The organism is Sporosarcina sp. BI001-red (genome assembly GCF_003384035.1).
Lineage (GTDB): Bacteria > Bacillota > Bacilli > Bacillales_A > Planococcaceae > Sporosarcina.
Genome location: NZ_QQAK01000009.1, coordinates 230,134 through 246,961, shown reverse-complemented (window position 1 = coordinate 246,961; position 16,828 = coordinate 230,134). Strand labels below are relative to the sequence as shown.

14 protein-coding genes are annotated in these 16,828 nt (G+C 42.2%); all 14 read right to left on the bottom strand.

All coding sequences use genetic code 11. From position 1 onward, the window contains the following. Positions 1–17: 17 nt before the first annotated feature. The gene (locus tag DVB69_RS03025; protein ID WP_116016420.1) at positions 18–299 is read right to left on the bottom strand and encodes a DUF503 domain-containing protein; all 282 of its coding nucleotides are present in this window, start codon (positions 297–299) and stop codon (positions 18–20) included. Continuing rightward, entirely contained in the window at positions 296–2,746 is a 2,451-nt protein-coding gene (gene infB, locus DVB69_RS03020) for a translation initiation factor IF-2 (RefSeq protein ID WP_116016418.1), read from the bottom strand. Before infB ends, DVB69_RS03025 begins: the two co-directional genes overlap by 4 nt. A gap of 13 nt (positions 2,747–2,759) precedes the next feature. Continuing rightward, complete coding sequence (locus DVB69_RS03015) at positions 2,760–3,074, bottom strand: YlxQ family RNA-binding protein (RefSeq protein WP_039041954.1); 315 nt, start codon at positions 3,072–3,074, stop codon at positions 2,760–2,762. Next, entirely contained in the window at positions 3,071–3,352 is a 282-nt protein-coding gene (gene rnpM / locus DVB69_RS03010) for an RNase P modulator RnpM (RefSeq protein WP_116016416.1), read from the bottom strand. The genes DVB69_RS03015 and rnpM overlap by 4 nt, the downstream gene beginning before the upstream one ends. 24 nt (positions 3,353–3,376) lie before the next feature. Continuing rightward, positions 3,377–4,579: a transcription termination factor NusA gene (gene nusA / locus DVB69_RS03005; protein ID WP_116016414.1), complete on the bottom strand. Its 1,203-nt coding sequence runs from the start codon at positions 4,577–4,579 to the stop codon at positions 3,377–3,379. 23 nt (positions 4,580–4,602) lie between these two features. Beyond that, entirely contained in the window at positions 4,603–5,079 is a 477-nt protein-coding gene (gene rimP / locus DVB69_RS03000; protein WP_116016412.1) for a ribosome maturation factor RimP, read from the bottom strand. Positions 5,080–5,276: 197 nt separating this feature from the next. Then, positions 5,277–9,590 carry a PolC-type DNA polymerase III gene (locus tag DVB69_RS02995; RefSeq protein ID WP_116016410.1) on the bottom strand — a complete coding sequence of 1,438 codons (4,314 nt, stop codon included), beginning with the start codon at positions 9,588–9,590 and terminating at the stop codon, positions 5,277–5,279. Between the two features lie 57 nt (positions 9,591–9,647). Continuing rightward, positions 9,648–11,249, bottom strand: a complete 1,602-nt coding sequence (locus DVB69_RS02990) for a proline--tRNA ligase (protein ID WP_116016408.1) — start codon at positions 11,247–11,249, stop codon at positions 9,648–9,650. Positions 11,250–11,293: 44 nt separating this feature from the next. Next, the gene (gene rseP / locus DVB69_RS02985; RefSeq protein WP_116016406.1) at positions 11,294–12,556 is read right to left on the bottom strand and encodes an RIP metalloprotease RseP; all 1,263 of its coding nucleotides are present in this window, start codon (positions 12,554–12,556) and stop codon (positions 11,294–11,296) included. 44 nt (positions 12,557–12,600) lie between these two features. Beyond that, positions 12,601–13,749, bottom strand: coding sequence for a 1-deoxy-D-xylulose-5-phosphate reductoisomerase (locus DVB69_RS02980; protein WP_116016404.1), 1,149 nt, complete (start codon positions 13,747–13,749; stop codon positions 12,601–12,603). 18 nt (positions 13,750–13,767) lie between these two features. Further along, the gene (locus tag DVB69_RS02975; protein ID WP_116016402.1) at positions 13,768–14,562 is read right to left on the bottom strand and encodes a phosphatidate cytidylyltransferase; all 795 of its coding nucleotides are present in this window, start codon (positions 14,560–14,562) and stop codon (positions 13,768–13,770) included. Then, positions 14,559–15,353, bottom strand: a complete 795-nt coding sequence (locus DVB69_RS02970; RefSeq protein WP_116016400.1) for an undecaprenyl pyrophosphate synthase — start codon at positions 15,351–15,353, stop codon at positions 14,559–14,561. The genes DVB69_RS02975 and DVB69_RS02970 overlap by 4 nt, the downstream gene beginning before the upstream one ends. 127 nt (positions 15,354–15,480) lie before the next feature. Next, positions 15,481–16,038, bottom strand: coding sequence for a ribosome recycling factor (frr, locus tag DVB69_RS02965; protein ID WP_116016398.1), 558 nt, complete (start codon positions 16,036–16,038; stop codon positions 15,481–15,483). Positions 16,039–16,040: 2 nt separating this feature from the next. Further along, a complete protein-coding gene (gene pyrH, locus DVB69_RS02960; RefSeq protein WP_116016396.1) occupies positions 16,041–16,763 on the bottom strand; it encodes a UMP kinase in 723 nt (240 codons plus the stop codon). Positions 16,764–16,828: the final 65 nt, after the last annotated feature.

Genomic DNA, 16,828 nt, shown 5'->3' with positions numbered 1-16,828 from the left:
AGTTTCACCCCGCTTCACTATCCTGGATAGTCAATCTGTATTTCAGTTAGTTCCCATTCCGGATTGGACTCAAGAAATCGCTGAACGCGATAAATTTCACGCTCAGCGGCTTCAGTTGATGAAGCAATTGCGACAACTCCTAGCGTTGTCCTTTGCCATAAATCTTGATGATCCAATTCGGCTATAGAAACATTATACCCATTTTTAACACGATCCATCATACGTTTAAGTACTGAGCGTTTATCTTTCAGAGAAGCCGCCATTGGAATGATGAACGAACACTCTGCGTAGACAATCACACGCGCTTAATTTCCTGCATGATGTAAGGTTCGATGATGTCGCCTTCTTTAACATCATTGAAGTTCTTAATCGTGATTCCACATTCATATCCCTTTGCAACTTCTTTTGCATCATCTTTGAAGCGTTTCAATGTATCGAGTTCCCCTTCAAAAATAACAATGTTGTCTCGGTAAATACGAACGCTAGAATCTCTTGTGATCTTACCGTCTGTTACATAACTTCCGGCAATTGTACCTATTTTAGTAACTTTGAAAGTTTCACGGACTTCTACTTGACCGATTACTTTTTCTTCAAATTCAGGATCAAGCATCCCCTTCATTGCAGATTCAATTTCTTCTACAACTTTATAGATAACGCGGTGCAGACGAATGTCTACGCCTTCTTCATCAGCAGCACGCTTTGCATTGACATCTGGACGTACGTTGAATCCGATAACAATTGCGTTTGAAGCAGCAGCTAAGGAAATATCAGATTCATTGATTGCTCCGGCACCAGTGTGAATGATTTTCACATTGACACCTTCTACATCAATCTTCATGAGAGAAGCTGCCATTGCTTCCACTGTACCTTGAACGTCAGCTTTGACAATCAGATTCAATTCCTTCATTTGGCCTTCCTTCATCTGATCGAACAAGTTATCCAACGTAACGCGTGTTTTTTCAGTACGCTGTTCTTGGATCGCTTCTCCTGCACGGCTCTCACCAATTTGACGGGCTGTTTTCTCATCTTTAAAGACTACGAAACGATCACCTGCTTGAGGAACATTACTAAGACCTGTAATTTCAACAGGAGCAGATGGACCCGCGTCTTTAACGCGACGGCCAACATCATTAATCATCGCACGTACACGTCCAAATGTATTTCCGACTACAACCGGATCACCAACGCGAAGTGTACCATCTTGAACGAGTAGTGAAGCAACTGCACCACGACCACGGTCGAGTTGAGCTTCAATAACTGTTCCTTTAGCACGGATGCCTGGATCCGCCTTCAATTCAGCAACTTCGGCAACAAGGAGAATCATTTCAATCAACTGGTCAATTCCTTCGCCTTTGAGTGCGGAAATTTCAACAAAGATTGTATCTCCACCCCAAGCCTCAGAAACCAAACCGTGTTCAGTTAATTCTTGCATCACGCGTTCCGGGTTGGCAGAAGGTTTATCCATTTTGTTGACAGCAACAATAATAGGAACTTCTGCTGCTTTAGCGTGGTTAATCGCTTCAACAGTTTGTGGCATAACACCATCATCTGCAGCAACGACCAGAATAGTCAGATCAGTAACTTTCGCACCACGTGCACGCATTGTTGTAAACGCTGCGTGTCCTGGTGTATCGAGGAACGTAATCTTTTTCCCATTGGAATTAATTTGGTATGCTCCGATGTGCTGAGTGATTCCTCCAGCTTCACCTTGAGTAACTTTCGTATCCCGAATCGAATCGAGTAACGTCGTTTTACCATGGTCAACGTGTCCCATGATTGTAACAACAGGTGGACGTTCGATTGCTCCAGTTCCGGATTCAGTTACGTCGTCATCTGTCTCAGGATCTTCAAAATAAATTTCAAGGTCCGTTACATCAATGCGAATTTCCTCTTCCACTTCCACATCGTACTCTGCACAGATTAATTCAATAGCATCTTTATCAAGCTCTTGGTTAATAGTCGCCATTACACCAAGAAGGAATAACTTTTTAATGATTTCAGAAGGTTCCCTACCTAGCTTGTTCGCAAGTTCTCCAACAGAGGCAGATTCATAAAATGTGATTTTTTCCGGTAACGGCTTTTCCACTTTAGGCATCGGGTTCGCAGGACGGTGTCTACGGCGCCCTTGGTTAATTCCTCGTGCTGGTGGACGGCCGCCACGACGGTTTCCTCCTCCACCGCCTTGGCGGTTTTGAGAAGATGGCCCTTGGTTAGGACGGTTTTGTCCTGTCGAAGCTGTGTTTTGACCGCCACTTGCCGGACGTGCGCTAGATTGACCTTGAGGACGAGTAGCAGATTGGCCTTGTGGGCGAGTTCCTGTTTGGCTTTGTGGACGAGTAGTACTTTGTCCTTGTTGTGGACGGCTGCCTGTTTGGCCTTGTGGACGATTACCGCCTTGTCCCTGAGGGCGAGTTGCCGCTTGGCCTTGTGGACGATTACCACCTTGACCCTGAGGACGGTTGCCTGTTTGGCCTTGTGGACGATTACCGCCTTGTCCCTGAGGACGAGTTCCAGTTTGACCTTGTGGACGATTACCGCCTTGCCCTTGTGGACGAGGAGCATTTTGATTGTTGGATGGAGCACTTTTCGTAGATGAAAACTTCTTATCCAATTTTTCTGCAGAGCCAGTATCGATCATCGACATATGGTTGGTAACATCCACATTCATTTTACCTAGTTCTTCAATGACTTCTTTGCTAGATTTGTTAACCTTCTTCGCGTATTCATGTACACGTATTTTCGTCATTAGCCCACCCCCGTTATAATTCGTTGAGGAGCGAGGACAGCTTTTTAGCAAAACCGCTGTCCGTTACCGCGAGGACGACCCGCGACTCTTTACCGATTGCATGCCCGAGTGCTTCGCGGCTCCCAAAAACATGCTTCTCAACGTTGTAGCTATTACATTTATCCGACAGTTTCTTTTTCGTATTGTCAGATGCGTCTTCTGATAGTATAACAAGTTTTGCTTTCTGTGCTCGAACTTCGGAGACTACGAGCTCTTCACCTGTTGTAAGTTTCCTTGCTCGTGCTGCTAGCCCTAGCAATTGAAAAATTTTAGTTTCATTTGAAATCATTTAATGGCCTCTCTCCGAATTGCATGCAAAAGATCAGCATACACTTGTTCTGGAACAGCACTGCTCAGTTGACTCTCAAGTGCACGAGTCGCTTGAGCTTTTTCTACTGCTGCTTCAGATTTCGATACATATGTTCCACGTCCGGATTTCTTACCAGTCAAATCGACTGATACCTCGCCTTCTTTAGTGCGGACAACGCGGATCATGTCTTTCTTAGGAAACATTTGGCCGGTAGCTGCACACTTGCGCAACGGCACTTTTCGATTATTGACTGCCATGCGTATGCACCCTTTCGTAACTACTTATTGATGTTCGTCAGCATACAAGTCGATCGAATCTGAAGTAATTTCTTCAGACTCTTCAGTAGAATCAAGTGTCGTTTCTTCATCTGAATATACATCCACTTGCTCAGACTCATCACCGTGCTCCACTTCCACTTCTTCTTCTATCCGCGGAAAGATTCCTAGTTCACGTGCATCCGTTTCACTTTTGATGTCGATCTTCCAACCAGTCAATTTTGCAGCTAATCGTGCATTTTGACCGCGTTTACCAATCGCTAATGACAATTGATAATCTGGTACGACAACAGTTGTTGAACGATCTTCTTCCTTAACTTGAACGTCCAAGACTTTTGAAGGGCTTAGTGCGTTAGCAACAAAGACAACTGGATCTTCTGACCATTCAACGATATCCACTTTTTCACCATTCAGCTCATTTGAAATGGATTGAACACGAGCACCACGAGCACCAACACAAGAACCAACAGGATCTACTTCATCATTTGTTGTAAAGACTGAGATCTTCGAACGATCACCAGCTTCTCTTGCAATCGATTTGATTTCTACAATTCCTTCAAAGATTTCAGGAACTTCCATTTCAAATAGACGGCGTAAAAGTCCAGGGTGTGTGCGGGATACAAATACTTGTGGTCCGCGTGAAGTGCGCTCCACTTTTGTAATGTACACTTTGATGCGTTCATGAGGATTATACTTTTCAGATACAATTTGCTCTGTCATTGGAAGTACGGCTTCTACTTTCCCTAAGCCAACATACAGATTACGAGCGTCAAAGCGCTCTACTATTCCATTAACGATATCGTCTTCTCGATCAATATACTCTTCATAGATCAGTCCGCGTTCGGCTTCGCGTACACGTTGTGTAACGACTTGCTTCGCGGTTTGCGCAGCAATCCGACCAAAGTCGCGTGGCGTTACTTCTTGCTCAACGATGTCCCCTACTTCATATGCTGGGTTAATAAGCAATGCATCTTCAAGTGAAATTTGTAGAAGACTCTCTTCCACTTCTTCTGGTACTACATCTTTACGTGAATAGACTTTAATAGTTCCTACTCCTAAATTCAAGTCTACGCGGACGTTTTGAGCTTGATTAAAGTTTCGTTTGTACGCAGTTACGAGTGCCGCTTCAATAGCGTCCACTAGTACCTCTCTAGATATGCCTTTTTGCTTTTCCAATGCTGTCAACGCATCGAGAAGATCACTACTCATGTTCATCACTCCTGATTATTCAATTATGCAGAAAAGTCGATTGCGTATCTTGCAACTGCAATCTTTTGCTTATCGATTCTGACTGTCAATGTGCGTGTTTTAATACGAACTTGAAGTTCAATAACATCTGGTTCATTGACTAAAAGATGTCCTTCGAATTCTTTCATATCTTTTACCGGCTCATAAGTTTTCACGTAAATGTACTGACCAACCGCTTTTTCGTAATCTTGTTCTCTTTTAAGTGGTCGCTCTGCCCCTGGAGATGATACTTCCAAAAAGTAGTTTTGTGGAATCGGATCCGTACGATCCAGTTCTTCACTTAAACGTTCACTTACTTGTGCACATTGAAGTATGTCGATGTTCCCTTCCTGCGTATCAATGTACACGCGTAAGAACCAATCTCTTCCTTCTTTCAAAAACTCAATGTCGACTAGTTCAAGCGCTAACTCATTGACAATCGGGAGCACTAACGTTTCTACTTCTTCTGTAATTTTACTCATCTTACCCCTCCCTTGCAGGTTGTAATTTGATTGCATAATAATGGCAGACAACAGAAAAGAGCGGGGAATCCCACTCTTTTCGCGTAAGACTATAGCAAAAGTTGTTTCAATTATACCATACGTTCATTGCCTGCGCAAATTATCCAAATGTATCTCATTCAATTCAGGCACATATCTATCAACGTAATTCTCATTATTTAGAACAACGAAAGCTGATTCATTTCCGGTAAACCTTCCAAACAGCCAAGTGAGTCCATGTACTCCGTTATTGTTTTGGACACACGTCCCCGGCGCTGGAGATCTTCTTTTGAAAGGAATTCGCCATCATCTCTTACCTCGACAATTGTGTTCGCAACGTTTGTACCTAGTGATGGGATGGCATTGAATGGCGGAATTAGTGCATTGCCTTCGATGATGAATTCAGTAGCGGATGATTTATACAAGTCGGGTTTTGCAAATGTAAATCCGCGTTCACACATCTCCAATGCAATTTCTAAGACAGTCACCAAACTTTTTTCTTTTGGGGAAGCATCCAAACCTTTGTCATAGATTTCTTTTGCTTTCACTCGGATGGACGCCGGTCCTTTTATCATCGTTCCCAAATCATAATCAGTCGCACGTACTGTGAAATACGTGGCGTAATACATAATTGGATGATGCACTTTAAAATAAGCAATACGAAGTGCCATAAGAACATATGCCGCTGCGTGTGCCTTCGGGAACATATACTTGATCTTTTTACAGGACGCAATGTACCATGCTGGAACTTTATTTTTCATCATTTCTTCTTCAAATTCAGGTGTTAGTCCCTTCCCTTTACGTACAGACTCCATAATCTTAAATGCAATGGCCGGTTCCAGCCCTTGATAGATTAAATACACCATAATATCGTCACGACAACCGATTACTTCTGCTAACACACACGTTTTGTTCTGAATCAATTCCTGGGCGTTGCCTAGCCAAACGTCGGTTCCATGAGATAATCCCGAAATTTGAATGAGCTCTGAAAACGTGGAAGGCTTCGTCTCTTCAAGCATCTGTCGGACGAAACGAGTACCGAACTCAGGCACACCCAGTGTTCCGGTTTTACAGTTAATTTGCTCTTCTGTTACGCCGAGTGATTCTGTTCCACTGAACAGCGCCATAACACCAGGATCGTCAGGCGGAATCGTTTTAGGATCCATCCCAGACAAATCTTCCAACATCTTAATCATCGTTGGATCATCATGTCCTAAAATATCGAGCTTCAATAAGTTATTATCAATGGAGTGGAAGTCAAAGTGAGTCGTTTTCCAACTAGATCCTACGTCATCTGCAGGGAACTGAATCGGTGTAAAGTCATAGATTTCCATATTATCAGGAACTACTATGATACCGCCTGGGTGTTGACCGGTGTTTCGTTTAACACCTGTACATCCTTGAACGAGCCGGTCAATTTCGGCACCTCGTAAATTGATATCATTATCATTCATATAGCCACGGACATACCCGTAAGCCGTTTTCTCTGCAACAGTACCGATCGTACCTGCCCTGTACACATAGTCCTCACCAAAAAGCTCTTTCGTATAGTTATGGGCTTTCGACTGATATTCACCACTGAAGTTCAAGTCAATATCGGGTACCTTATCGCCGTTAAACCCCAGAAATGTTTCAAAAGGGATGTCATGGCCATCTTTTGTATAAGGGACATCGCAAGTCGGGCAATTTTTGTTCGGTAAGTCAAATCCTGAACTGACAGAACCATCTGAGAAAAACTCGGATTGCTTACACGATGGACAAACATAATGCGGAGGCATGGGATTCACTTCAGTAATCTCCATCATCGTTGCAACAAGTGAAGAACCTACCGAACCACGCGAACCTACTAAATATCCATCGTCTAATGATTTCTTAACTAGCTTATGGGAGATTAAATAAATAACCGCAAATCCATTTCCGATAATTGATTTCAATTCTTTATCGATACGAGCTTCTATTATGTCCGGTAACGTTTCCCCATAGATTTCATGCGCCATTGTATACGTCAGTTGACGTACTTCTTCATCAGCACCTTCAATTTCAGGTGGGTATAGATCGTCTTTGATCGGCTTAACGTCCCCAACTCGATCGACAATAGCGAGAGGATTATCGATAACGATTTGTTCAGCCGTTTCAGGACCTAAAAATGCAAACTCCTCAAGCATTTCATCCGTCGTCCGGAAATGGACAGCAGGCAGTTCATGACGGTTCATCGGATTTGCCCCACCCATAGAACGAACTAATACTTGACGATAGGCAGCATCCGTTTCTTCGATATAATGTACATTTCCCGTTGCCACTACGGGAAGCCCTGTCTTTTTCCCAAGTTTGATCATTTTACGCATAATATCTTCTAGATTCCATTCATCTCGAATGAGATCCAGTTCAATCAGATGATTGTATACAGGTTTCGGATGAAGTTCTAAGTAATCATAGAATCCAGCGACTTCTTCCGCCTCTTCAATCGACTTTTGCATAAGCGCTTCAAATACTTCACCTTTGTCACAGCCTGAACCGACAAGTAACCCTTTTCGGTATTTTACGAGTAATGACCGAGGAATTCTTGGCACTCTATAGAAATAATCCATATGCGAGAAAGAAACGAGCTTAAATAAGTTTTTCAAACCTTCATCACTCGTTGCGAGCAACGTACAATGATTCGGTCTTGAACGCTTATATGCGTCTCCTTCACCAACGTTTTTGTTGAAGTCATCCAACCAAGTAATCCCTTTTTCAGTTGCATCTTTCATCAGTCTGACAAACAGATGTGCAGTCGCTTCGGTATCGTAAATTGCTCGGTGATGCTGAGTCAAATCGATATCGAACTTTTTTGCTAATGTATTCAAACGATGATTTCTGAGATCAGGGTACAAAAGACGTGCTAATTCCAATGTATCGATTGTTGGATAATCTGCTGTTTCAATTCCCGCTTTCTTACAGGACTCGTAAAAGAAGCCCATATCAAACGAAGCATTGTGTGCAACAAGAATGGAATCACCAATGAACTCAATGAAGTCAATCATCACTTCTGAAACTTCTGGCGCGTCTTTCACCATATCATCTGTAATTCCTGTCAAATCTGTCGTTATAGACGATAAAGGATGATGAGGATTAGAAAAACGTTCAAACGTGTCAATAATTTCACCGTTCTTGACACGAACTGCGGCAAGTTCAATTACCGTATCATAAACAGCGGATAACCCTGTTGTCTCAACGTCAAAGACAACATACGTATCTTCTTCCAGCAACCGATGCTGTTCGTTATACACGATTGGAACTCCATCATCTACAAGATTCGCTTCCAAGCCAAACAACACTTTAATGCCGTGCTTCTTTCCTGCATTATAGGCATCCGGAAAAGCTTGCACGTTCGCGTGGTCTGTAATTGCAATGGCGGGATGACCCCATTTTGCTGCTTGTGCAACGAGTGCACCGGCAGAAGAGACTCCATCCATCTGACTGAGTTTCGTATGTGTATGTAGTTCAACACGTTTTCGCCCTTCAGGTGCCTTGTCTTTCTTTACAACGGGGGCCACTTCCATAATATCTTGCGCCATCATGATTAAGTCCCGAACGAATGTATCGTTTTGAATACTACCGCGAGCTCTCACCCACTTACCTTTGGTAAGTGCTTTCATAAGATCCGCATCTTCGTTGTCACGGGAGAACATTTTCACAAGGATGGAATCGGTGTAGTCCGTCACTTTTAATGTTAGCAATGACCGTCCGCTACGTAGCTCTCTCACTTCCGCATCAAAAACATACCCTTCGATTGTCACACGACGCTCTTCATCCTGAATTTGTCGGATTTCTAGAAGTGGTTCATCTGCACGTATTGGCGTACCAAAAGAAATCGGCCCGGTCGGTGCGCTACCCCCATCTTTCTTAGTAGTTTCCCGCTGTTGCATTGCCTCTAATGCTTTTTGAGCATATGCGACCTCTTCTGCTTTACGCTCTTCGAAGAATGCAACACGTGCTTGTTCTTCCTCAACTGGTGCATCGGAAATTGTAAACTCTGGATAGACTCTTGGAAATCCAAAGGACTCATAGGCACTTGAAATTAGGTGACCATACTTATTTTTCAATGTCCGTTGTTGGACATCATTCACACAAGAAACTGTAATTTTCTCTCCAGTTAAAACCGGTTTTTGTGATGTAAGTGCTTCACGGATAGGTGGGGAAACTTCTCCTAACTCATCCATAATCGCGGGCCAGTAGGCAAGTATCGTTTCAGCCTCATGTACTTCTGTTTTAGTACTAATCTGCAAACGTATTGCAGCGATATTAGCAAAAGTCTGCTCGACCCGTTTACGGAATAGTTGAAACACGTCGAACGGCAATGGTTTTTCAAGGGTTGCGGTGAATTGCCATACTCTCGATTTTTTGTAGATATCCACCCGTTCCAGTTCAGCATTTTGAAAGTGGATGACAAATGCATCTTCCGTTAATCCGATTTGTTGCAGCAACATTGACATCTTAGTTTTTGCGTCCATACGTATCTCCTTTCCGTAAAAAGAAGGGAAGGACCGTAAGTCGGCCTTCCCTTGTCTTTACTCTGTTCTGAAAAATTCCTGAAGTTTTTCTGTCACTTCTTCTTTTCGCATGCTGACGGCCTCGCCCATCATTCGATAAGTCACTTCGACCATTCCGTTAGCAGCTTCATCACCAACCACTATTTTCACAGGAACACCTAACTGATTTGAGGTTTTACGTTTACTGTCAGGACTTACATTCCGATCGTCAAATAGCACACGATACCGATACCCATTCATGACAGAGTGAATTTCATCAGCTAGCTGCTGCTGATGTTCATCCCTAGTGTCTTCAATCAATAAATGTATGTCATAGGGGGCAAGTTGAATGGGCCATTTCAAACCAAGTGAATCACTAAAATGTTCAGCAGTAGCTGCAAATAGACGTGTCAAGTCCATATAATAATATCCCGTTAAGATTTCAAGGGATTCCTTGTTGGGCACGTTGATTTTATTAAATACTGGTTCAGGTTCAATAATGCGCGCAAATGTGACACCTTGGCGAAACGTAAGCGTACCATTTCCATCAGGCGAAGACTCTCCCTCTTTCACAAGTCGGATGTCTACGTAATGATCGACTGCAAAATCGCGATCGGGATTAACATTCAGTAAGAATGTATCTTTTTCGTTTGCTCCACAAATTCCATTCACAATAGACGATACACCAAAATCAGCATAAACCGGTAGACCAAATGGTAATTGTACCGGTCCTATTGTTTTCAGTTCAACGCCTAACATTTTTTTCATGTCTTTTGAATCCAATAAAATGATCGTTGAAGTACCAAATACTTTCTCCAATTTCAGCTCGTTCAGCTCGTGATCTCCTCGGATAAGAATGAGGACAGGCTCCGAATTAATGTCATAAAGAAATGCTTGGATGGTTTGTGAGCAGTCTAATCCAAGTGAGTCAGCAAGGGGACCAATTCCTTTACCATGTCCACTAATTTTCTCAGCTTTTTTCAGTTTTTTGGATTCTTCAAGTTCTTCCCGGACTGCTTCTGCAAGGTTTGCTTTTGACACATAAGACGAATTCGTACTGTGTGCAAATGTTTCTTTGCCACACTCGGAAAATGCAATAAATTCGTATTCAGTTCTTCCTTTTTCGTTTTCTGATTTAATTACCTGATAAGGGATTCCGATTCTATTCGCGATTGTTGAAAAGACCGATAAAAGAGCCTCTCCATTTTCTTTCGCTTCAATAGTGTCTGTATGGAAAGAGTATCCACTTATCAACGAATACTCTTTTGCATAAAGAAGACCTGAATCTTGAATGGGATTCCGAGCGTGCCTGACGTTCTGTTTTATATGAAACACAGAGATCGGTAATTGTTCAGAGCTAATGACTTCTTGTGCAATGAACGAAAGTAAAATCATTTCATCTGATTTTCCGGTCGCATGTTCAAATTGTTCATAGGGGAGATCCACTTCAAGAACACGTGCTGATTCCATTTCCTCACGAATCACACGTTTAATATTTTCCAAAACTTTACCTGCTAATGGGAAGTATGCGTACATCCCTTCCGATGTTTCTTGAACATAGCCAGATTGAGTGAGAAGCTGATCTGCCAGACAGTTATTTGAAGTTTCAGCCGCAGGTATGAATACTCCTGATTGTTTCATCGTGCGTCGCCTCCATTACTCTCTGATCGATAAGATCGTGATTTCTAGAAAAAGAATTTTTGGATGTCGTTCCATGTTACGACAAGCATGAGTAACATGAGTAGCATAATTCCTACAAAGTGAACCATACCTTCTTTTTTACGATCAATCGGTTTCCCACGTAATGCTTCAAATACGAAGAACAACAACCGTCCCCCATCAAGTGCAGGGAGTGGCAGAAGGTTCATAATTCCTAAGTTAATGCTCAATACCGCAGCCCAATTCATAAGATTGAAAACCCCATACTGCGCGACTTGCTCTGTTGCCTTGTAAATCCCTACGGGGCCGGATAATGCATCCAATGTGAATTTACCTGTTACCAGCATACCGAGCAGTTCAAAAATTTTCGCTATCCAGAACCAAGTTTGTTGTGCACCATACACAATGGCTTTCAGAGGGTTTTTCTCCACTGGACTTGTGTAGAGCACTCCGATCTGGCCTTGTTTTTGTCCCGCCTCTTCCGTTACCTTTGGGGTTACTTGTAAAGTGACGAGTTCTCCATTACGTTCAACTTCTAGATTTATCAATTGCCCTGCGTTATCTTGAATAGTTTCTGTAAACTCATTCCATGTATTTACCTCAACACCATTAGAAGATTTTACAAAGTCACCTTTTTCAATACCAGCGGCTTGAGCTGGACTGTTTGCTTGAACATCAGTAATTATAGGTTCGTTTGTCGGAACGCCATTCAGTAAGCCGAGTGCAAGAAACACAAAAAAAGCTAATATGAAGTTAAAGACCGGTCCCGCTAAAATCGTAAGGAATCTTCCCATTAGAGGTTTAGAGTCGAATTGGCGATCTTTCGGAGCAATAAGGGTCTTCTGCCCTTTTTCGTATATAACCGCAGTTCTAGATACTGGAAAACGAACAAGACTTCCTTCATCATCGTATCCTTTAATGAACAATTTATCATTTAGATCCGCTTCTTCGGTTTCAAGAAATAGCACATCGGGATTCGACACATTTGAATTCAAATAAATCTTAGTCACTTCATCTTGTGGATTTAAAATTAACCCTACACGATAGCCAGGTAACAATTCCACAGTATCAAAATCTTCGCCTGCCATCCGTACATATCCGCCAAGCGGTAGTAACCGTATTGTGTAAAGTGTTTCACCTTTTTGAATACCGATTATCTTTGGTCCCATTCCTATTGCAAATTCCCGAACCATGATGCCAGCTCTTTTTGCAAAAAGAAAGTGTCCGAACTCATGGAAAAAGACTAATGAGCCGAAAATAATTATAAACGAGATAACTGTCGTCGCCATTTATACCCACCTTTTTAGCTTACTTGGCTATTGTACTTAATAACTTATTTTATCATGGAATAGACGATTTTACGAGTTTGCATATCCGTCTCCAGTATTGCTTCCAAATTGGGTTTTAAAACTGGTTGATGCTGTTCCATTGCCCTTTCAACAAATTCATCGATTTGTACGAATGGGATATGTCCTGCCATGAATTGGCTGACAGCCATTTCGTTTGCAGCATTCATTGCTGTCGGCATTGTACCGCCTATTCGTCCCGCTTCATATGCCAGAGCAAGAGCTTTAAAACGACTTAGATCCATTTTCTCGAAATGTAGCGTACCGATGTCTTCCAATTTAAGGCGTTGAGGATCTTTCATAGGAATTCTCTCTGGATAAGACAATGCGTACTGAATCGGCACACGCATATCAGGCGAACCTAATTGCGCCATGACACTTGTATCTTCAAACTCAATCATGGAGTGGATAATACTTTCTTTGTGTAAAAGACAATCGATTTGGTCATAAGGCATATTAAAAAGGTGGTGAGCTTCAATCACTTCGAGTCCTTTATTAAACATTGTCGCCGAGTCAATGGTCAACTTATTCCCCATAGACCAGTTCGGATGAGCGAGCGCTTGTTCCAATGTAACTCCAGTCAGCTGATCGCGAGTTAAATCTCTGAAGCTACCTCCAGAAGCAGTCAAAATGAGCCGGCTGATCGATTTGGATCGCTCACCATTCAACGCTTGGAAAATCGCAGAATGTTCACTATCGACAGGTAAAATAGACACACCGCATCGTTTTGCTTCAGACATTACAATATCGCCGGCAGCCACTAGTGTTTCTTTATTTGCTATGGCAATCGTGATTCCTTGACGTATGGCTGCAAGTGTCGGCTTTAATCCTACACTTCCAATCACAGAATTTAAGAGGACATCTGCACCTGTGTTTGCTGCAACTTCCTCCAATCCATATGCTCCATAAAGGAATCTTATCTCCGGAAACTCAACTTGCAGAGTTTCTGCATCTATTTTTTCCATTACTGAAATAAGTGGCGGCTTATGGAAAGCGGCAATTTCTCTAACTTTCTCAATATTACGCCCAGCAGAAAACGCTACAAGTTCAAACTGATTTGGGTGAGCTGCAATTACTTCGAGTGTTTGTAACCCAATAGAACCTGTAGCGCCAAGAAGGCTGATCTTTTTTTTCATCAGAAACATCCCTTTCCATTAACTAACAAAGTGCAATAAATGAAGAAGCGGCAAAACAAATAACAAACTGTCAAAACGATCTAAAATGCCACCGTGTCCAGGAAGCAAACTCCCCGAATCCTTCACGTTATAATTTCGCTTCACCGCCGATTCAACAAGATCTCCAAGTTGACCAATGACGGACGCAACGATTGTGACAGCAATCAAAATTAAGAATGATGATGCGACAGGTTGTATACGTTGTAAAATTGCTGCAAAAACGACAGCACTCAAAATTCCTCCTACAAAACCTTCCACTGTCTTGTTCGGTGAAATATCTGGCCACAACTTATTCTTTCCTAGTTTACGACCAATGAAATACGCGCCTGAATCTGTTGTCCATACAATGACAAGAGCATAGATTATGAACACTAAACCAGCATCACGAGTAGCTGTGAGATAGTAAAAACCCATACCTACATAAAAGGCTGACATCACTAAAAAAGACGCATGAGCAAACGTAAAACGATTCTTCACAAGAACAGTATAGATCAATAAGAGCAATATAATGATAAAAGCGGCTTCTAATTTAGTATAACCGACTGCCCCTAGCCATTTTAGTGAAATTTGGTTAGGCAATAATAGAATGGCTGACAATAACCATGCTAGTGCGCCTTCAATAGAAAGTAATTTGATTGATTGCATTTTCAACAGTTCATACAGTCCGATTGTTGCCATTGCATAGACCAAAATGGTAAATGGAATCCCTCCAACAACAACAAATGGAATGAATACTGCAGCTGCTATAATAGCAGTTAGTATCCGTTGTTTCACTTGATTTCATCCCCTTCAATACTTCCAAACCGTCTACTCCGTTTTTGATAATCTTCTATAACACCAAGCATACTCGCCTCATTAAAGTCTGGCCAAAGTACGTCAGTAAATGCAAGCTCTGCGTATGCTAATTGCCAGAGCATGAAATTGGATAAACGAACTTCACCACTCGTTCGGATGAGAAGATCTGGATCTGGAAGATGAGATGTCATCATTGCGCCGGATACCGTTTCTTCAGTAAGTTCATCGAGTTGAATTGTGTTTTCTGAAAGCTGATGGGCTAATTTTTTTACAGCTTCGGCGATTTCAAAACGACTTCCATAGTTCATCGCAAAATTGAGAATCATCCCATCGTTATGTGCAGTAGCCTCCATCGCTTTTTGAATTGCTTCTTTTGTATGGGTCGGCAATAACTCAGCACTACCAATCATTTCTACTTTTACGTTATTTTCGACTAACTCCGGTAAATACGTGTTTAAAAATTCACCTGGTAGCTTCATCAAGAAATCAATTTCAAGTTTAGGGCGTTTCCAGTTTTCTGTTGAAAATGCATATAACGTCAATACCCGAATGCCTAGTTCGTTGGCAAAAAGAGTGGTCTTCCTAACGGTTTTCATACCTTCGTGGTGACCTGCAATTCTAGGAAGTTTCCGTTGCTTCGCCCATCTCCCGTTCCCATCCATAATAATGGCGACATGTGCAGGCATCGGCTTCTCTTTGGCAATGGCGAGCCGTTCTTGTAATGTCGACGGGACAGCCGTCGTCTTCTTTCGTAGTAGTTTATCGAACATCATTTTTCCTCCACTCGACGACGTTTCAAATCATTCATCCTCTTTATCCTAACAAAACACAGGGAAATTTGCATGTTAAAAAGGACGTCCTGAAATTAGGACGTCCTTCGAAAAAGAAAGTTCATGTTTAGATTTCCATAATTTCGTTTTCTTTGCCCTCTGCAACGCTATCGATTTTAGAGATGTACGTATCGGTTAGCTTTTGGACATCATCGTTATGACGACGTAATTCATCTTCCGTAATTTCGCCATCTTTCTCGAGTTTTTTCAACTCTTCATTGGCATCTCGACGAATATTGCGAATTGCTATTTTTGACTCTTCAGCGTCTTTTTTAACTTCTTTCACAAGATCTTTACGGCGCTCTTCAGTCAACGCGGGTACTGCTAAGCGAATAACATTTCCGTCGTTAGTAGGTGTAATTCCGATATCCGACTTCAAAATTGCTTTTTCGATATCGCCTAAAGTTGACTTGTCGTATGGTTGAATAACCATAAGGCGAGCTTCCGGTACAGAAATTCCAGCCATTTGATTAAGTGGTGTTGGTGCACCGTAATACTCAACTGAAATACGATCTAGTAACGAAGCATTTGCCCGCCCTGCACGAATTGAAGCAAGTTCTCTTCCAAGTGAACTGATTGCTTTATCCATTCTTTCGGTAGTTTGTTCCATAACTGCTTTTGGCATGTTTAGTTCCTCCCGACGACTGTACCGATGGTTACTCCACATACAGCCTTTTTTATATTTCCTTCTTCCATAATCGAGAATACTACGAGTGGAATATCATTGTCCATACAAAGTGTAGAAGCTGTCGCATCCATCACTTGCAGACCTTTGCTAATTACCTCTAGGTAGGTCAACTGATCATATTTCACAGCAGTTTTATCGATCATTGGATCTGCAGAATAAACACCATCTACATTGTTTTTACCCATTAAAATTACATCTGCTTCGATTTCAGCTGCACGAAGTGCTGCTGTAGTATCTGTTGAGAAATATGGATTTCCGGTACCTGCCGCAAAAATGACGACGCGTTTCTTTTCAAGATGTCGAATGGCTTTCCTACGGATATACGGTTCTGCTACTTGACGCATGTCGATTGAGGACATGACACGAGACTCTGCACCTAACTTTTCAATTGCGTCTTGAAGTGCTAATGCGTTCATGACCGTAGCTAACATTCCCATATAGTCTGCAGTTGTCCGATCCATCCCCATCTCACTGCCGACTTTGCCGCGCCAAATATTTCCGCCACCGACTACGACTGTTACTTCAACGCCAAGATCCAGCACTTCTTTGACTTGAATCGCAACGGATTTAATAATTTCTGGGGAAAGACCAAATCCTTGTTTTCCAGCGAGAGCTTCCCCGCTCAGTTTCAACACGATCCGCTTATAGTTAGGTGTGTTCATATGTATCCCCCATCTTCTTGGTTTTCTTAAAAATAGGGAACACAAAATGTGTCCCCTACCATTAG

Excerpts from the sequence above, each read along its gene's own strand:
- infB (WP_116016418.1), bottom strand. The coding sequence starts at position 2,746 with ATGACGAAAATACGTGTACATGAATACGCGAAGAAGGTTAACAAATCT.
- DVB69_RS03015 (WP_039041954.1), bottom strand. The coding sequence starts at position 3,074 with ATGATTTCAAATGAAACTAAAATTTTTCAATTGCTAGGGCTAGCAGCA.
- rnpM (WP_116016416.1), bottom strand. The coding sequence starts at position 3,352 with ATGGCAGTCAATAATCGAAAAGTGCCGTTGCGCAAGTGTGCAGCTACC.
- nusA (WP_116016414.1), bottom strand. The coding sequence starts at position 4,579 with ATGAGTAGTGATCTTCTCGATGCGTTGACAGCATTGGAAAAGCAAAAA.
- rimP (WP_116016412.1), bottom strand. The coding sequence starts at position 5,079 with ATGAGTAAAATTACAGAAGAAGTAGAAACGTTAGTGCTCCCGATTGTC.
- DVB69_RS02995 (WP_116016410.1), bottom strand. The coding sequence starts at position 9,590 with ATGGACGCAAAAACTAAGATGTCAATGTTGCTGCAACAAATCGGATTA.
- DVB69_RS02990 (WP_116016408.1), bottom strand. The coding sequence starts at position 11,249 with ATGAAACAATCAGGAGTATTCATACCTGCGGCTGAAACTTCAAATAAC.
- rseP (WP_116016406.1), bottom strand. The coding sequence starts at position 12,556 with ATGGCGACGACAGTTATCTCGTTTATAATTATTTTCGGCTCATTAGTC.
- DVB69_RS02980 (WP_116016404.1), bottom strand. The coding sequence starts at position 13,749 with ATGAAAAAAAAGATCAGCCTTCTTGGCGCTACAGGTTCTATTGGGTTA.
- DVB69_RS02970 (WP_116016400.1), bottom strand. The coding sequence starts at position 15,353 with ATGTTCGATAAACTACTACGAAAGAAGACGACGGCTGTCCCGTCGACA.
- frr (WP_116016398.1), bottom strand. The coding sequence starts at position 16,038 with ATGCCAAAAGCAGTTATGGAACAAACTACCGAAAGAATGGATAAAGCA.
- pyrH (WP_116016396.1), bottom strand. The coding sequence starts at position 16,763 with ATGAACACACCTAACTATAAGCGGATCGTGTTGAAACTGAGCGGGGAA.